The organism is Sulfitobacter sediminis (assembly GCF_040811725.1).
GTDB classification, from domain to species: domain Bacteria; phylum Pseudomonadota; class Alphaproteobacteria; order Rhodobacterales; family Rhodobacteraceae; genus Sulfitobacter; species Sulfitobacter sediminis.
This window is the reverse complement of record NZ_JBFNXX010000005.1, coordinates 22,762-36,313: the sequence shown is the minus strand read 5'-3', so window position 1 is coordinate 36,313 and position 13,552 is coordinate 22,762. Positions and strand designations below refer to the sequence as shown.

19 protein-coding genes and 1 tRNA gene are annotated in these 13,552 nt (G+C 60.5%); 18 read left to right on the top strand and 2 right to left on the bottom strand.

What is annotated here, in order from left to right; genetic code table 11:
- Positions 1-22: 22 nt before the first annotated feature.
- The 4 genes from AB2B41_RS07980 to AB2B41_RS07965 all read left to right on the top strand — a co-directional run bounded on the left by AB2B41_RS07980 (position 23) and on the right by AB2B41_RS07965 (position 1,986).
- Entirely contained in the window at positions 23-601 is a 579-nt protein-coding gene (locus AB2B41_RS07980; RefSeq protein WP_367877245.1) for a Maf family protein, read from the top strand.
- Entirely contained in the window at positions 598-1,620 is a 1,023-nt protein-coding gene (locus AB2B41_RS07975) for a ribonuclease E/G (RefSeq protein WP_367877244.1), read from the top strand. The genes AB2B41_RS07980 and AB2B41_RS07975 overlap by 4 nt, the downstream gene beginning before the upstream one ends.
- Entirely contained in the window at positions 1,617-1,808 is a 192-nt protein-coding gene (locus AB2B41_RS07970) for a DNA gyrase inhibitor YacG (RefSeq protein ID WP_367877243.1), read from the top strand. Before AB2B41_RS07975 ends, AB2B41_RS07970 begins: the two co-directional genes overlap by 4 nt.
- Before the next feature lie 103 nt (positions 1,809-1,911).
- A tRNA-Phe gene (locus tag AB2B41_RS07965) sits at positions 1,912-1,986 on the top strand.
- 225 nt (positions 1,987-2,211) lie between these two features.
- Here AB2B41_RS07965 and AB2B41_RS07960 read toward each other — a convergent pair.
- Positions 2,212-2,673 carry a hypothetical protein gene (locus AB2B41_RS07960; RefSeq protein WP_367877242.1) on the bottom strand — a complete coding sequence of 154 codons (462 nt, stop codon included), beginning with the start codon at positions 2,671-2,673 and terminating at the stop codon, positions 2,212-2,214.
- A 99-nt stretch (positions 2,674-2,772) separates the two neighbouring features.
- Here AB2B41_RS07960 and AB2B41_RS07955 point away from each other — a divergent pair, with 99 nt between their 5' ends.
- From AB2B41_RS07955 to AB2B41_RS07890, 14 genes are all read left to right on the top strand, one after another.
- A complete protein-coding gene (locus AB2B41_RS07955; RefSeq protein ID WP_367877241.1) occupies positions 2,773-3,066 on the top strand; it encodes a DUF1330 domain-containing protein in 294 nt (97 codons plus the stop codon).
- A gap of 248 nt (positions 3,067-3,314) precedes the next feature.
- Entirely contained in the window at positions 3,315-3,959 is a 645-nt protein-coding gene (locus AB2B41_RS07950; protein ID WP_367877240.1) for a helix-turn-helix domain-containing protein, read from the top strand.
- A gap of 199 nt (positions 3,960-4,158) precedes the next feature.
- Positions 4,159-5,178, top strand: coding sequence for an META domain-containing protein (locus AB2B41_RS07945; protein ID WP_367877239.1), 1,020 nt, complete (start codon positions 4,159-4,161; stop codon positions 5,176-5,178).
- Positions 5,162-5,530 (top strand): hypothetical protein, encoded by a 369-nt coding sequence (locus AB2B41_RS07940; RefSeq protein ID WP_367877238.1) that lies wholly within the window; start codon positions 5,162-5,164, stop codon positions 5,528-5,530. Before AB2B41_RS07945 ends, AB2B41_RS07940 begins: the two co-directional genes overlap by 17 nt.
- A gap of 25 nt (positions 5,531-5,555) precedes the next feature.
- On the top strand, positions 5,556-6,464 hold the full coding sequence (locus AB2B41_RS07935; RefSeq protein WP_367877237.1) for an SH3 domain-containing protein: 909 nt from the start codon (positions 5,556-5,558) through the stop codon (positions 6,462-6,464).
- A 178-nt stretch (positions 6,465-6,642) separates the two neighbouring features.
- Positions 6,643-6,861, top strand: coding sequence for a hypothetical protein (locus AB2B41_RS07930; RefSeq protein WP_367877236.1), 219 nt, complete (start codon positions 6,643-6,645; stop codon positions 6,859-6,861).
- A gap of 99 nt (positions 6,862-6,960) precedes the next feature.
- A complete protein-coding gene (locus AB2B41_RS07925) occupies positions 6,961-7,227 on the top strand; it encodes a GlsB/YeaQ/YmgE family stress response membrane protein (RefSeq protein WP_367877235.1) in 267 nt (88 codons plus the stop codon).
- Positions 7,228-7,353: 126 nt separating this feature from the next.
- The gene (locus AB2B41_RS07920; protein WP_367877234.1) at positions 7,354-8,421 is read left to right on the top strand and encodes an SH3 domain-containing protein; all 1,068 of its coding nucleotides are present in this window, start codon (positions 7,354-7,356) and stop codon (positions 8,419-8,421) included.
- Between the two features lie 45 nt (positions 8,422-8,466).
- On the top strand, positions 8,467-8,775 hold the full coding sequence (locus AB2B41_RS07915; RefSeq protein ID WP_367877233.1) for a hypothetical protein: 309 nt from the start codon (positions 8,467-8,469) through the stop codon (positions 8,773-8,775).
- Between the two features lie 11 nt (positions 8,776-8,786).
- Positions 8,787-9,062, top strand: a complete 276-nt coding sequence (locus AB2B41_RS07910; protein WP_367877232.1) for a hypothetical protein — start codon at positions 8,787-8,789, stop codon at positions 9,060-9,062.
- A gap of 18 nt (positions 9,063-9,080) precedes the next feature.
- Complete coding sequence (locus AB2B41_RS07905; protein WP_367877231.1) at positions 9,081-9,257, top strand: hypothetical protein; 177 nt, start codon at positions 9,081-9,083, stop codon at positions 9,255-9,257.
- A 31-nt stretch (positions 9,258-9,288) separates the two neighbouring features.
- Positions 9,289-9,603, top strand: coding sequence for a hypothetical protein (locus AB2B41_RS07900; RefSeq protein WP_367877230.1), 315 nt, complete (start codon positions 9,289-9,291; stop codon positions 9,601-9,603).
- A 107-nt stretch (positions 9,604-9,710) separates the two neighbouring features.
- Entirely contained in the window at positions 9,711-10,409 is a 699-nt protein-coding gene (locus tag AB2B41_RS07895; protein ID WP_367877229.1) for a heparan-alpha-glucosaminide N-acetyltransferase, read from the top strand.
- 271 nt (positions 10,410-10,680) lie between these two features.
- Positions 10,681-12,192 carry a ShlB/FhaC/HecB family hemolysin secretion/activation protein gene (locus tag AB2B41_RS07890; RefSeq protein WP_367877520.1) on the top strand — a complete coding sequence of 504 codons (1,512 nt, stop codon included), beginning with the start codon at positions 10,681-10,683 and terminating at the stop codon, positions 12,190-12,192.
- A 489-nt stretch (positions 12,193-12,681) separates the two neighbouring features.
- On the opposite strand, the gene AB2B41_RS07885 is transcribed toward AB2B41_RS07890, so the two are convergent.
- On the bottom strand, positions 12,682-12,936 hold the full coding sequence (locus tag AB2B41_RS07885) for a hypothetical protein (protein WP_367877228.1): 255 nt from the start codon (positions 12,934-12,936) through the stop codon (positions 12,682-12,684).
- Positions 12,937-13,552: the final 616 nt, after the last annotated feature.

Sequence of the window (13,552 nt, the reverse complement as noted above, 5' to 3'; positions counted from 1 at the left end):
ACCGGTCCGGAGCAACAGTCCCATGAAATTCATCCTCGGATCAGCCTCGCCCCGGCGTCTGGAGCTTCTGGCGCAGATCGGCGTGCGGCCCGACGATGTGCGCCCTCCCGACATCGACGAGACGCCACGGAAGGCCGAGTTGCCGCGCCCCTACTGCGCGCGGATCGCGCGCGAGAAGGTGGCGGCGGTCGAGGCTGGCGATGACGATATCGTGCTTTGCGCAGATACCACCGTGGCGCTGGGCCGCCGCATCCTCGGCAAGCCCGCGGATCGCGCAGAGGCGGAGGATTTCCTGCGCCGCCTGTCCGGGCGGCGGCACCGGGTTGTTACGGCGGTGGCGGTGCGGCGCGGTGCGCGGGTCTGGGAACGCGACGTGCAAAGCAGCGTCAAGATGAAGGTGCTGTCCGAACCCGAGATCGCAAGCTATCTCGACAGCGGCGACTGGCAGGGCAAGGCGGGGGGCTACGGCATCCAAGGGCCTGCAGGTGCCTTCATTCCCTGGATCAGCGGGTCCTTCACCGCCATCGTGGGGCTGCCGCTGGCCGAGACCGCGAACCTGCTGGTGGCGGCGGGCTATCCGCTTTACGGGGGCAGGGCATGAAGGGACGTACGATCATCCTTGATCATCTGGGCGACGTCGAAGCGGCGGCGCTGATGGTGGACGGGCAGCTTGAGGACCTGTTCCTCGACAGTGATGCGCCGCGCCCCGGCACAGTCTACCGCGCGATCGCCGACCGGCCCGTAAAGGGGCAGGGGGGCATGTTCCTCAAGACGCCGGATGGGGCGGCCTTCCTGCGGCAGGTCAAGGGGCTGGCACCGGGTCAGCCGATCCTGGTGCAGGTCACCGGCTATGCCGAGGCGGGCAAGGCGATCCCGGTGACGGCGAAACTGCTTTTCAAGAGCCGCTACGCCATCGTCACGCCCGAGGCACCGGGGCTGAACATCTCGCGGAGCATCCGGGACGAGGACGAGCGGGACAGGCTGCTGGAGATCGCCCATGACGTCGCGGGCGAGAGCGGTTTCGGCCTGATCCTGCGCTCTTCATGCGCGGGGGCGGCGGAATACGAGATTGCCGATGACATCGCCGCCATGCTGGAGCTTGCGCAGAAGGTGAGCGACGACCCCGCGCGCGAGATGGAGACGCTTGCCGATGGCGATGGGCCCCATGTGCTGGCCTGGCGGGAATGGGTGGAGGCGGCGGAGGTCGTGACGACATCGGGCGGTTTCGAGGACCATGGGGTGCTGGAGGCGATCGACGCCGCGCGGCGCGCGGAGGTGCCGCTGGGCGGTGGCGCGTCGATGTTCGTGGAGCCCACCCGCGCGCTGGTGGCCGTCGATGTGAACACCGGCAGCGATGCCTCGCTCGCCGCCGGCGTGAAGGCGAACCTCGCCTGTGCCAGGGCACTGCCCCGCGCGCTGCGGGTGCGCGGGCTTGGGGGGCAGATCACGCTCGATCTTGCGCCGATGCCCAAGCAGGACCGCCGCGCCTTCGAAAGCGCCCTGCGGGCCGCCTTCCGTGCCGACCAGGTCGAAACCACGCTGGTGGGCTGGACGCCGCTGGGCCACTACGAGCTGCAACGCAAGCGCGCGCGCACGCCCCTGAGCGAGGTGCCTGCATGAGCTGTCCGATCTGCGGCGAAACCACTGTGCCGAAGTACCGGCCCTTCTGCTCGCGCCGCTGCGCCGACCGCGACCTGGCGCGCTGGCTGAACGGATCCTACGCCGTGCCATCGGAGGATCCCGAGGACATCGAAGCGGCCATCGAGGCCGCATCGGCATCCGTCGAGGGGGGCGGAAAGCCTCACTGAGGCGACAAGGCGACACCGGCCCGTCGGGCGTGCAAAAAGAGGCTGGACACCCCGCCCGCAACCCCCTAGAACCCGTTCACCCAGCCTGTTTCAGGCATCCCGTGCCCGGGTAGCTCAGGGGTAGAGCAGTGGATTGAAAATCCTCGTGTCGGTGGTTCGATTCCGCCCCCGGGCACCACTTTTGAAAGCAGAAGAACCAACCGCGCTTCCGCACGTTTTGGCGGTCTGTGTTGCACGGTCATCCTACAGTTTTCAGCCTACAGTTTTCGAGCGTTGGCCGGACACTGCGCGGGCTGAAAGTCATTATTAAACATAGTGTTGGGTGCCAATGTGTTGGGCATCGAAAGTGGAACACAGCGTTTGTCTCATATTGTTTTGAAAAGCGGCCAACAGCACAGCTTATTCATTCGGGGCCAGGACCCACAGTCAAAATCCCGTCCTTGCTCCAAACCAGCGCTTCATAGCACACCTCTGCGCCAGCACCTCCGCACCAACCTCCATCACGTCCAATGAGAAGGATACGGTCGGGACCCCAATCAATGAGCCGCCAACCAGTTGACTGCCACGACATCTTCTCACCGTTCACAATGAGATTAAGCATGCACCCACCCGTCCCGCAGAAAAGCGACGCGGCGGAAGAGCATGCGTATTGGCTTTCGTCCACAAGTTCCGCGTTGACGGTCCCAAACTGAGATCGCAGTTCGATCTCAGTTACGGCATCGCCTTGATCGAACTCTCCGTTCTCGAAGGCTTGGCAGTCCGCAGCCGCGCGGTCGATGAGTTGTTGTGCTTCGGGTGAAAACGCCATTGCCGAGCCAACGCTCAACAAGAGCATCGCCAAAACGGCCAAAATCTTTGAGGTCATGTCGTAATCCCTCTCACTACTTCGCTATCAACAGCATAGACACAGTTTTGTGCTACAGTTGCCCTTCAAAGCATAGCAACAAGATACGGGAGGATCACAATGGCAAAAGGATATCTCGTCGCGCACATCCGTGTTCACGACAAGGGCGCTTTTGAGGAGTTCAAGCAACTGTCGGGAGCTGCAATCAAAGCGCACAACGGCAAAGTTCTGGTAAGGAACCCATCACCAGACCATCGCGAGGGCGGCGCTCGGGGGCTGGCCATCGTGATTGAGTTCGAAAGCATTGATGCGGCTCGGGCTTTCTACGAGTCCGATGCATACACAGAGGCACGTGCCATCAGAGAGAAGATCTCCGACACCGACCTCATCCTCGTTGAGGGCCTGCAAACCTGACTAGGTTCGAAAAACCTTGTCTGAACATCCCGCAATCGACACTGGTGGTTTATGCGAAACCTATCCATTTGCCCAAGTCAGCCGATACTTGATGAGCGCTGTGCAAGCACTGCGGCCTAACTGTACTCCAAATCGTATTTTGAGCGCAGGCTATCCCGTGTTAGTGTCACCCAGGCAAGTCACCCGCGCGTGTATTTCAATCGGCTTATGATGAAAGTCTGCAGAAAGGGAAGGTTATAGACGGCGCGTTGATAAAAGAGCTACGTAGGCGTCTCGGTATGACACAAACCCAGCTTGCCGAGAAGCTGAACGTGGACCAAGGAACGGTCAGTAGGTGGGAACGAGGTGCCGAGTCGCCTCGTCCCGCAAGGCGCGCAGCGCTTCAAACGCTGCTTCTGCGCGACCAGAGCCGCCGGGCCATGCTCAGAAGTCTGGCATTCGTACGGCACGACTATCTGCCGTCCACGCTACTCGACAGCAAGCTTCGGTTGGTCGAACTTTCCGCATCTGGAAAGCGTCACTTCGAGGCGCGAGGGCAAGACCCGCAAGCTTTGCTCGGAATGAGCCTCGAAAGATATTCCGATCGCATAGGGAAGCCGGGCTTTTTGGGCGCGGTGCGTGAGTCAGGTCTTCTAAACGGCGATTGTCTTTTGTTCAGGTTCGTAACCAATTTCGGCGGGCGCGGTCACGCCACGGTATATGAGCCGATTTTCGAGAACGATGCATTGATCGGTGTGTTGAATTACGTGACGGACTATTTTGAACTTCCCAGACAAGAGAAAGAAACTGTTGAACTGATCGAAATCGTGCGGGTAGAGGACCCATCCCGTGCGATGATTATTCATCGCGGTCCTAACGTGCAAAGTGCGTTGCATGCGCTTCGGAGTTCCTGACCGACTATCTCGGGATGCCTGCTTTTCTCGGGCACGCGGCCGCATATTCATTTCTTCAAACGCATATTTCCGCCCTTCTCTGGCGCAATGATCACGTGAGATGATCGCTTCATTGCCGGGAGGCTAGGAGTCGTTATCCAGGCTGATCGAATGGCACCAATCAGCGCCGCTCCGGACCATAGGGGACTGTTGAGGTAAGTTGAACATCGACGTTTTAGCTAGTGAAGAACCTGTAGATCATCTGAGGACAACGGCGAAGCGGGTAGGTTTTCTCGTCTTTTGTTTTGCTGTCGCGGCGATGGCAACGTCAGTAAGGGCGAGCGAATGGCAAATTGTTGGCCTAGGGGGCGCGGTGCCCGTAGGTACGCCAGAAGTCCGCATTTTGGCGGACGGAGCCTTTTCAGGCACTACGGGATGCAACCGCTTTCAGGGAAGCGCAAGGCTCGAGGGAAACGAACTGATCGTCGAAGGCCCGGTTGCCACGACGCGCATGGCTTGTCCCGACGATGCGATGGCGGCGCAGGACGACAAGATCATCGCGGTGTTCAGCGGTCGCATGACCGTGAGCTTTGACCCATTGTTGGACGTGCTGCGCTTGTCGAATGGTGGCACTGTCCTCGACCTCAAATCATTGGTGGAAGCCGGTACAGGGTTTCCTGAGGCTCCCCAAGCGCACGCGGGTCTCGAGCGCCCGGCGGGTGAGCCGCCTTATCTCAACCCGTTCGGTCTGGCGGACGGCATGCCCATCCGTGTAGAGCCGGATGTCGCGTCTAGCATTGTGGGCGGTGCTTTCTCGGGGCAAGTCCTGCGTAACGCCGGGTGCGAAGGAGATTGGTGCCAGGTCACGTCACTCGATGGCAGCGTCAGCGGATGGGCGGAGCAACAGACCCTCGAGGCCTCCGACACTGCTCTCAGGGCAGGGCAGGGCGTGTTCGATGCAACGGGCATCTTGCCCTGCGCCAAAGAGGTTGGCGCGCCAATGGCCCAGTGCGCCTTCGGTGTCGCGCGGGACGCAGGCGCCAATGCTACGGTAGCAATATTCCGGCCTGACGGAAAGACGCGGGCATTGTTCTTCTCTGACGGCGCATTGCTCGGTGCCGATACCAGCGAGGCGGATGGCGGACATGGGGTTTCGTCGGCACGCGAAGGCGATCTGTTTCTGATCCGCGTCAACGACGAGCGGTACGAAATCCCCGACGCAATTGTCCAAGGCGAGTGACGGCGCGGATCAACAGGAAAGGAATCAGATCCTGGGCAAAGTGCTTCTCGCAATCATCTTCCTCGTGCTTGGGGGCATCTTCGGCTTCGCCGGTGGTACAGCAATCGGGTTCGGAGGAGGCGCCGGTGTCGGGATTGCGACTGGCTTGTCTGCTGGTCTTTGCGGTTTGGCGCAGGCCACGCGGGACGAAGGCCTCCTGACGGACGCACAGTTGGATCAGGCCTTCAATCGCGCGGCCGAGAACCTTCGCAGCCTGTCACCCGAGATCGAAACGGAAGCCGAACAAATCGTTGGCGGTGCCGGCGAGTGCGAAGCCGTACTCGAACGGCTCCGCCAAGCAGCAACAAACTGACTGATACTTTGGAGAGGAAAGAGTCATGTATATCCGTAAACTTCTGATGGCGAGCGCTCTTGTCCTGCCGACGGCGGCACTGGCCGAGATGCCAGTCTTCTCGGCACAATGCCTGTCGAATTACGTCGATGCCGACAGCACCGGCACCGTCCGTATCAACGGCGCGCCGATGGACGTCGCGCGGTTCAACGAGAAATACTACGAGGCGCGGATGGAAAGCCTCACCATCAGCATCAGCCATGAGGGTGGCGGCCGTGATCTGATCGTGAGCTTCACCGGTTCGGGTGGCGCGAACGGGGTCTGCACGATCCTCGGGGTCGGAAGCGCAGCGGCGCCCGCGGCTCCGGAGGGCGGCGCCGACGGTCCGGACCATTTCACAGTAAGCGCCGACAGTCGTCTGAAGGTACACTCACAACCTTCGACGTCGGCGCCAACCGTCGCCGTTCTGCCGCGCGGTATGGTGGTCGAGAACCTCGGGTGCCGCGAAGCGGAAGGACGCAGCTGGTGCCATATTGCGGACGGCGACGCCTCGGGCTGGGCGGCGGCGGAGTTCCTGACCGAGGGTACCGGGCCGATCCGCTCGGCGCGCGCAACTCCGGTCCATGCCGGCCAGGACGCGAGCCACACGACCGAGCGCGTGCGCTTCGCGCGCGGGACCACCGGTACGGAGTTCACCGACACCCTGAATGTCGGCGCTTCCCATCGCTTCGTGCTGGGCGCGTCGAATGGCCAGTTTCTGTACGCTCGCATCGCCGCGAACGGACCCGGCCTGTCCTACCGGATCCTCAACCCCAATCATACCGCTCTACTGGACGAAGTGCGCGCCGACATGGAGTACCGCGGTCAGCTCTGGCAGTCCGGTGATCACGTGATCGAAGTGTTCAACCGTGGCGGCAGTTCACAGACCTACAACGTGATCATCGGAATTGAGTAAATCCAGCGTCCTGATGACAAATCAATAAACAAAGGAGAACGACATGAGCATATCCATACACAGAGCTATTGTTGCTGCCGGGGCACTAAGCTTGTTGGCGGCCTGCGTGGAAACGTCAGGCGATGCGAGCGTATCGCAGATGCCTGCCGCGGCAGGGGGGCCACCTTTTATCACGACCATGGCCTCTGACGTCAGCCAGGCCGCGATTAACTCCTGTCGGACGGCGCTTGATCTTCAGACAGATGGCAATGTCATCGTTGTCGGTGGCGAGACATCAGAAGCCGCGACCGCGATTTACATGCGGGTGGGTGAGAACGGCGCCCCCTGGCGGTGCCTGGTATCGCCAGACGGAAGTAATCCATCCACCATGTTCATGGGCAGCGAGGGCACGCTTTAGTTGATGCTGTGAGCCGTCCCCGGGGAACGCGAGGGATCGCGATATTCTCCGGGGACAGTAAGGCGGGCATCACTCACGATGCAAAAGGGCTAAATTGTCGTGGAAGATACAGCCGGAACCATCATGGGCGGATTGGCAGGCTTGGTCATAATCGTGGTGATCGGCGCGATTGTTGGCTGGGTGGCAAGTCTTGTCGTAAAGGGCCGCGGTTCGGGACTTTTTCCCGACGTGGCCATCGGGATCGGCGGGGCGCTCGTTGCAGGATATCTCTTCCCGATTATTGGCCTGCCGATCCATGGCATTCTCGGCGCTTTTCTCGGGGCGGTGATCTTGCTGCTGGTGGTCAAACTGATCAGGCGAAGGTGAGGATTGATGAATTATTCAGCTATCGTTCAGGTGGGGCGGAGACGGACTCTCGTCGGAAAGGTTCTTTCCACCGTCTTTTTGGCTCTGTTCTGGGCCCAGTCGTCTTTGGCGCAGTCGACAGAGTTCATGATCAACGAATGTTCAAGCGTCGGTCAGACCTACTTTCGCGATTTCACCGCGCGGACAGACATGCGCTACAACGGTCAGAGGGTTGATGGGACCCACGCGATCAACGGGCGCATTTTTCTTGAGACCCGTTTCGAAGACTTTGCCTGCTCTTACAATCGCAACGGCCGCCGGATGACCGAATTCTTCGCCGAAGGTCGGGTCCAGAATGCCTTTTTGCCCGGTGCCGGGAGTGCGGGGCAAGGAAGCAGTAACGCGGGGCAGGGCAGCGTGGTGCAGGTGACCGGTCTTCGCCAGGGCGATACTCTGAATGTGCGCAGCGGACCGGGGACGAATAATCGCATCGTCGGGGCGCTCTCGAATGGCACCTCGGTTCGGAACCTCGGTTGCCAGATGCAGGGTGGCACGCGTTGGTGCCAAATCGAGATGATGACGGATATGCGGGAGCGCGGCTGGGTTGCCGGACGGTATCTCACCCTTGCCGGGGCCGCGCCTGCACCTGAGGCGGGTCCGGTGGTCCGTGTGACCGGCGTCGCGGCGAATGACGTTCTGAACGTTCGGGCGGGGCCTGGCACCAGATACGGTGTCATCGGAGCTTTGCCGAACGGGGCTTCGGTGCGCAACCTGGGGTGTCAGACGCAAGGTGCCGCGCGCTGGTGTCAGATCGAGATGATGACGGACATACGGGAGAGAGGTTGGGTCAATGCCCGTTTCCTGACCGGACAAGCCGGTCAGGCGACGCAGTTACCCAGCCTTTCCCGCACCCAGCGCATCCGGTTTCAGCCGGGCGCGTCAGGAACGGAGTTTTCTGACAGCCTCCCTGCCGGTGCCACAGTGACGTATCTTCTTGGGGCGAGAAACGGGCAGACGCTTTCCGTGGAATTGGCTGGCGCAGCACCGAATCTCTTCTACCGGATTTTCAACCCCGACGGTCGTGAGCTTCTGGGCGCAGTCAATGCAGGACGGTTCTATCGCGGTCAGCTTTGGCAAAGCGGGGACTACAGGATCGAAGTCATGAACCGGGGCGGTCGGTCGGTATCCTATACCGCGCTGATCAGAGTCAGGTAGGTCATCGGTTTCAACCAAACTGATACGTAGGAAGTAGGGAAGACAATGAAGAAGACGATCAGGCTTACCTTTGGAGCCGTAGCACTTATCGCCGTGGCGGGATGCGTCGAGACAGCGGGAACGCCTGCCAATGATGGCCTGAGCGGGACAGAGGCGCAATTCAATGCCATGACTGCACCCTGCATCGACCAAGCGGCACGCTATACCAGCTTTCCCGCGCAAGACATCAATATCGCCGACCGCGTTCGCACCGGCGGCGGCCCGCTCTTGGTTCTGGACGCCGGGGGGCAGCGCGTGAGCTGTCGCCTGGAGCCGAATGGAAGCGTCACCGTGTTCAGCGAATTCGCGAACTGAGAGAAACGGAAATGAAACTCTGTCGATGGGTCATCGGTGTCGCCTGGGTCCTCTACCTCGTGGCCCTGGCGTTGCTCCTGATCGGTACCTTCGGGTTTTTCGGTCAGGAGCGTGACCCGTTGGCAGGGGTCTTTCTGGTGCCTCTTGGAATGCCATGGGTTCTCTGGACCGACATATTCCCAGAAGCGTTGCTTCCGTGGATGGGGGCCCTGTCACCACTGCTCAATATCGTGATCCTGACATTGCTCTGTCGGTTTTTCCAAACAGGCCGAACCGACAACAATTAACCAACAAGGGAGGGTCGGATGCACTTTGACCTCGCACATGCACTCATAACAGGTGTTCTCATATTCGCCGTAATGATCGGCATGCACAAAGCGGGTCTTTATGTCCCGCATAAAGATGGTGGCCCAAGGTGGAGTTGGCCGCTGTTCTTCGGGATCGGTGCCGCCGTGTTCATCCTTAATCTGATTTGGCCTTGAAGGCCGACGCACCCGAGAAAGGAAGGTACATATGGGTAAGCTGCTGTTTGGAATTGTCGGCCTCATTCTTGGCGCAGGCCTTGGTGCTTTTGTTGTCGCACCAGTCATGAGTGGCGCGGCTGCAGGCATAGGCGTCGCGACCGGTCTGTCAGCCGGTATCTGCGCGACGGTCCAGGCTGCTCAGGAAGAGGGACTGCTCAGTGCGCAACAGGTCGATCAAGTGCTTGGGCGCGCCGCAGCCGACATGAGCGCGCTCGCCGGTCAGGCAGCACCTGGGGGCGTTGTCGGTGGGGTCGAGGAATGCGCGACGGTGATGGAGAGGTTGCAAGCCGCAAATGAGAATTGAGCCCTGATATGGGAACGGGAAAGGTAAATCCCGCCCCGGCAACCCTGGTGAATGCTCTTCAAGGGAAGAGCCGGATTGAGCAGAGGGCCCAAACTGCGAGATCCCGGTTGTTTTGGCTCGACGCTTCGCGAACCCTCGCCTTGATCGCCATGATTGGCTTTCACTTCTTTCGGGATTTGGAGTTCTTTGGAGTTATTGTTCCCGGAACAACTTCTCAGGGAAGCTGGGCGATCGCCGCTCGGATGATCGCGGGCTCGTTCATATTTCTGTCGGGCATCAGTTTGGTCATTGCGCACGATGCAGGGTTTCGGCCCAGACCATGGGCAAAGCGCTTTGCGATGATTTCGGGCGCTGCCGCATTGGTATCGCTGGCCACCTACCTGGCTATCCCGGACCGCTTTGTATATTTCGGAATCCTGCATTGTCTTGCTGCGTCAAGCCTGATCGGGGCAGGCCTTCTGTTCGCACCGACATGGTTGCTGTTGGCTCTGGCCTTTCTGATCTTTGGTATGGATGGTCCTATCGGTCCAGTGCCTTCTGGATCGTTCTGGCTCGCATGGACGGGGCTGAGCTCGTCCGTACGACCGTCGCTGGACTTCCTGCCCTTGATCCCTTGGCTGGGTGTGTTTCTGGCTGGAATGGCATGCGCACGGCTGATCCCCGTCTCCCGATGGGATCTTCCGTTCCGCACCACAGCGCCTGCCCGCTGGTTCAGCTGGCCCGGACGGCATAGCCTTGCAGTCTATCTCGTACATCAGCCCGTGTTGATCAGCTTCATTGCATTGGCCGTGTGGCTGGGGCGCTAGGATATCAGCTTGTGGCGGAGATTGGACATCGTGATGCCGACTGCCAGTTCCGATCTGGCCCTTCTCTGGAACGCACCACGCCGTCTTTCTTGGTTTGCCAACCTCGTCGCATGGCAGACGCGTATGCCTCGGTGGTCTGCAAAAGCCTCCACTTGCACCGGGGACATAATTATTCCTTTATCTTATGCAACCAAGACGGGAAGGCGTCTTTCAGGATTGGAGAAATACCAGGATGAGCTTGGCAGCCCGAAAACTGGTCCCTTTGGCGATCATGGTCGCGATTGGATGCGGCAGCTTTAGTGCAATGCTACCAGGCCGCGCTGCGGCCCAGTCAGTCGATGCGCAAACCTATCATGTGCTGGGTGTGACAGCCTACGATCCCGCCGAAGTCCTGAGCTATGCTGCTCAGGTTGCCTTGCAGCGCGAGGGTCGGGTGACGCCCGGTGTGCTGGCAGATACACTTGAAGTGATCTATCGCGAGGACGGCTATTTTCTTGCCGAAGTCTGGGTTGGTGACGACGGTCGGACCATCTTGGTCAATGAGGGGCAGATCGACACGCTGAGCATCGAAGGTGTTGATGCAGGCACATTCCGTTTGATCCGCAAATATTTCGCACCGGTCCTGGGGAAGCATGCTGTTCGCCTTGATCAGTTCGAACGATCGATCATGCTGGTGGAAGACATTGGATCGATCTCGGCCACCGCGGAGGTCGAGTATCCGGCGGGGCAGGAGAATGCCCATGTCAGGATCGTTGCACGGGAGGAAGACAGCGCTTCCGGTTATCTGACGCTCGACAACCCGGCGCGGGAGTTCGGTGATGCGGCAGTCCTGACCTTTGGCCAGCAGTTCACCAGTGCGCTGACGGCGGGTGATTTTCTCCGCTTCGAGCTGTCTGCGACCGAATATTTCGGAGAAGGGGACAGCAGCGTATTCGGTGCTGTGACATACAGAATGCCGCTGGGTGGAAACGGATCCTATGGCGAGCTCTACTTCGGCAACGTGCTCGCGGATCGGGATGCGTCCGGAACGCTTGAGCGGACCGATATCGAGGGCAATACCGCGATCCTTGCCTTCGGCCATCCGGTGATCCGGGATATCGAACGCTATGGCTACGCACTTTTCGAACTTCGGCAGACCGCATCCAGTGTTACCCTCCCCTCGGTCGGGTTCGATGCCGATGTGGATGTCTTGTCGGCATCCTGGGTCTATGGTGCGGCGCTTTCCCATGGGGGTGCCTGGGAATACGCGGCAAACCTGTCTTATGGCAGGAGCCAATCCAACTTCGGAGGTGTTGGCACTGATGATGAAACCTTCTGGCACCTTCGGGCGGGTCTGGGATATCAGCGCCCCGTAAGCTGGTTTGGTGAGAATTCCTCACTTCACGCGGAATTCTGGGGCCAATACACAAGCGATGCTCTGCCCGCCATTGAGGAATTCTATCTTGGGGGCATCGATGACGAACGCGGCTACGCGTTTGCTGAGGTACAGGGAGACATTGGCCTGTCAGCGAGCATTGAGGTTTCGCGGGACCTTTATCCCGACAGTCAGTATTTGCGGCGGATCAGGCCCTTCGGCTTCCTAGATGCCGGTTACGTCAAGAACAATGAACCCAGCGCCTCCGAAACGACCGAAGAAACATTCGCCTCCGTGGGACTGGGACTCGATCTGGAATTCAAGGGGAATGTGTTCCTGCGCAACTACGTTGCCGTCCCGCTGTCGGATGGCCCGACCACGTCGGCGGGGGATCCAGCCTTTTATCTCTCTCTGACCAAAACATGGTGATGTCATGAAGTCTTTTTTCGCAGTCACCGCGACAATCGTTGCCGCCCTTGCCACAGTCCCACAGCCGGGCTGGAGCGCCGGAAACCACTATGGCTGGTGCATTGGTGTCGGAAACCAACATCAGGGGACCAACTGTGGCACCGGTGGGTCAACTCCGTCCTCAAGCCTGCCGCCCGCTCAGGTGCCCACGTCAAACCAGCTGCCTCCGACCGGGCCAAGCATTGTGCCAACGCCAACAGATGTGACGACAAGTGTGATCTTGCTCGAGCCGCTGCCCTCGCAAACCATTACGGGCACTGCCCCAGTACCGACAGTACAGGGCCAGCCCGGTGGCAGTTTCACCGGGACCGGTCAGCTCCCGATCGAGGTGACGGCTCAGCCCGGTCAGGTTTTCACGGGGACGTCGCCGGTTCCGACGGTACAGGGCCAGCCAGGCGGCAGTTTCACCGGGACAGGTCAGGTTCCGATCGAGGTGACACCTCAGCCCGGTCAGGTATTCACCGGAACCTCGCCGGTGCCCCCGTTGCAGACCCAGCAAACGCCATCCTTTACCGGTACCGGGCAGCAGCCAACCATCGTCCTGCAACCCTTGCGTCCCCAGACATTCACCGGCACGTCGCCGGCTGCGAATGTCCAAGGCGTGCCGGGACCGTCCTTTACTGGCACCGGCTTGCCCACGGTGACAATCGTGCCCAATCCTCCGACGACAGTGACCGGGTTCGGGCCGGTCTCCGCAACGATCATCGTGCGCCCCGATCCCCCTCGCACGTTCACAGGCACTGCGCCGGTCCCTCAGGCGACCCCGCAAGCGGTACCTGGACGTATCCCCGTGGCCACCCCCCAAGCGATACCCTCTCTGGTGCCGCCAATGGTGCAGCAGCAAGTGCCGGGCCGCATCCCGACAGCTCGACCCGGTGCCACGCCCCAAGCTACGCCACAAATGGTGCCGTCAATTGCGCAACAACAACAGGTTCCGGGGCGCGTTCCCACGGCGGTACCCGGACGTGTCCCGCCTGCGACACCCCAGGCAACGCCTCAACGCACGCCTCAGTCAGTGCAGCCGGTTCAGCCACAAGTACCAGGTGCCATCGCGACGGCAGTCCCGCAGCCAGTTCCCCAAGGGACCCCACAGCTGACACCGACCGCGGTGCCTCAACCGATCATCGTCTCGGTACCCCGCCCACAACCGCGTCCGCCGGTCGTGGTGGTCCCGCCTTCCAAGGATGTGCAAGTTGTCCACGTGCCGACGCCGACAAAGCCATCCCTTGGTCCGGCACATATCACGGCAAAGCCAGGTCGGCAGAAGCAGCACCAGCCTCCGGCCTTCAGTGCGGATGATGGTGGCAAATCGTGGAATTGC

Bases quoted from the DNA above. Each gene is read 5' to 3' on its own strand.
- AB2B41_RS07930 (WP_367877236.1), top strand. From the start codon at position 6,643: ATGGCCTCTGACGTCAGCCAGGCCGCGATTAACTCCTGTCGGACGGCG.
- AB2B41_RS07910 (WP_367877232.1), top strand. From the start codon at position 8,787: ATGAAACTCTGTCGATGGGTCATCGGTGTCGCCTGGGTCCTCTACCTC.
- AB2B41_RS07905 (WP_367877231.1), top strand. From the start codon at position 9,081: ATGCACTTTGACCTCGCACATGCACTCATAACAGGTGTTCTCATATTC.
- AB2B41_RS07960 (WP_367877242.1), bottom strand. From the start codon at position 2,673: ATGACCTCAAAGATTTTGGCCGTTTTGGCGATGCTCTTGTTGAGCGTT.
- AB2B41_RS07935 (WP_367877237.1), top strand. From the start codon at position 5,556: ATGTATATCCGTAAACTTCTGATGGCGAGCGCTCTTGTCCTGCCGACG.
- AB2B41_RS07885 (WP_367877228.1), bottom strand. From the start codon at position 12,936: ATGATCGTTGCGGAGACCGGCCCGAACCCGGTCACTGTCGTCGGAGGA.
- AB2B41_RS07975 (WP_367877244.1), top strand. From the start codon at position 598: ATGAAGGGACGTACGATCATCCTTGATCATCTGGGCGACGTCGAAGCG.
- AB2B41_RS07920 (WP_367877234.1), top strand. From the start codon at position 7,354: ATGATCAACGAATGTTCAAGCGTCGGTCAGACCTACTTTCGCGATTTC.
- AB2B41_RS07980 (WP_367877245.1), top strand. From the start codon at position 23: ATGAAATTCATCCTCGGATCAGCCTCGCCCCGGCGTCTGGAGCTTCTG.
- AB2B41_RS07970 (WP_367877243.1), top strand. From the start codon at position 1,617: ATGAGCTGTCCGATCTGCGGCGAAACCACTGTGCCGAAGTACCGGCCC.
- AB2B41_RS07955 (WP_367877241.1), top strand. From the start codon at position 2,773: ATGGCAAAAGGATATCTCGTCGCGCACATCCGTGTTCACGACAAGGGC.
- AB2B41_RS07890 (WP_367877520.1), top strand. From the start codon at position 10,681: ATGGTCGCGATTGGATGCGGCAGCTTTAGTGCAATGCTACCAGGCCGC.
- AB2B41_RS07915 (WP_367877233.1), top strand. From the start codon at position 8,467: ATGAAGAAGACGATCAGGCTTACCTTTGGAGCCGTAGCACTTATCGCC.
- AB2B41_RS07900 (WP_367877230.1), top strand. From the start codon at position 9,289: ATGGGTAAGCTGCTGTTTGGAATTGTCGGCCTCATTCTTGGCGCAGGC.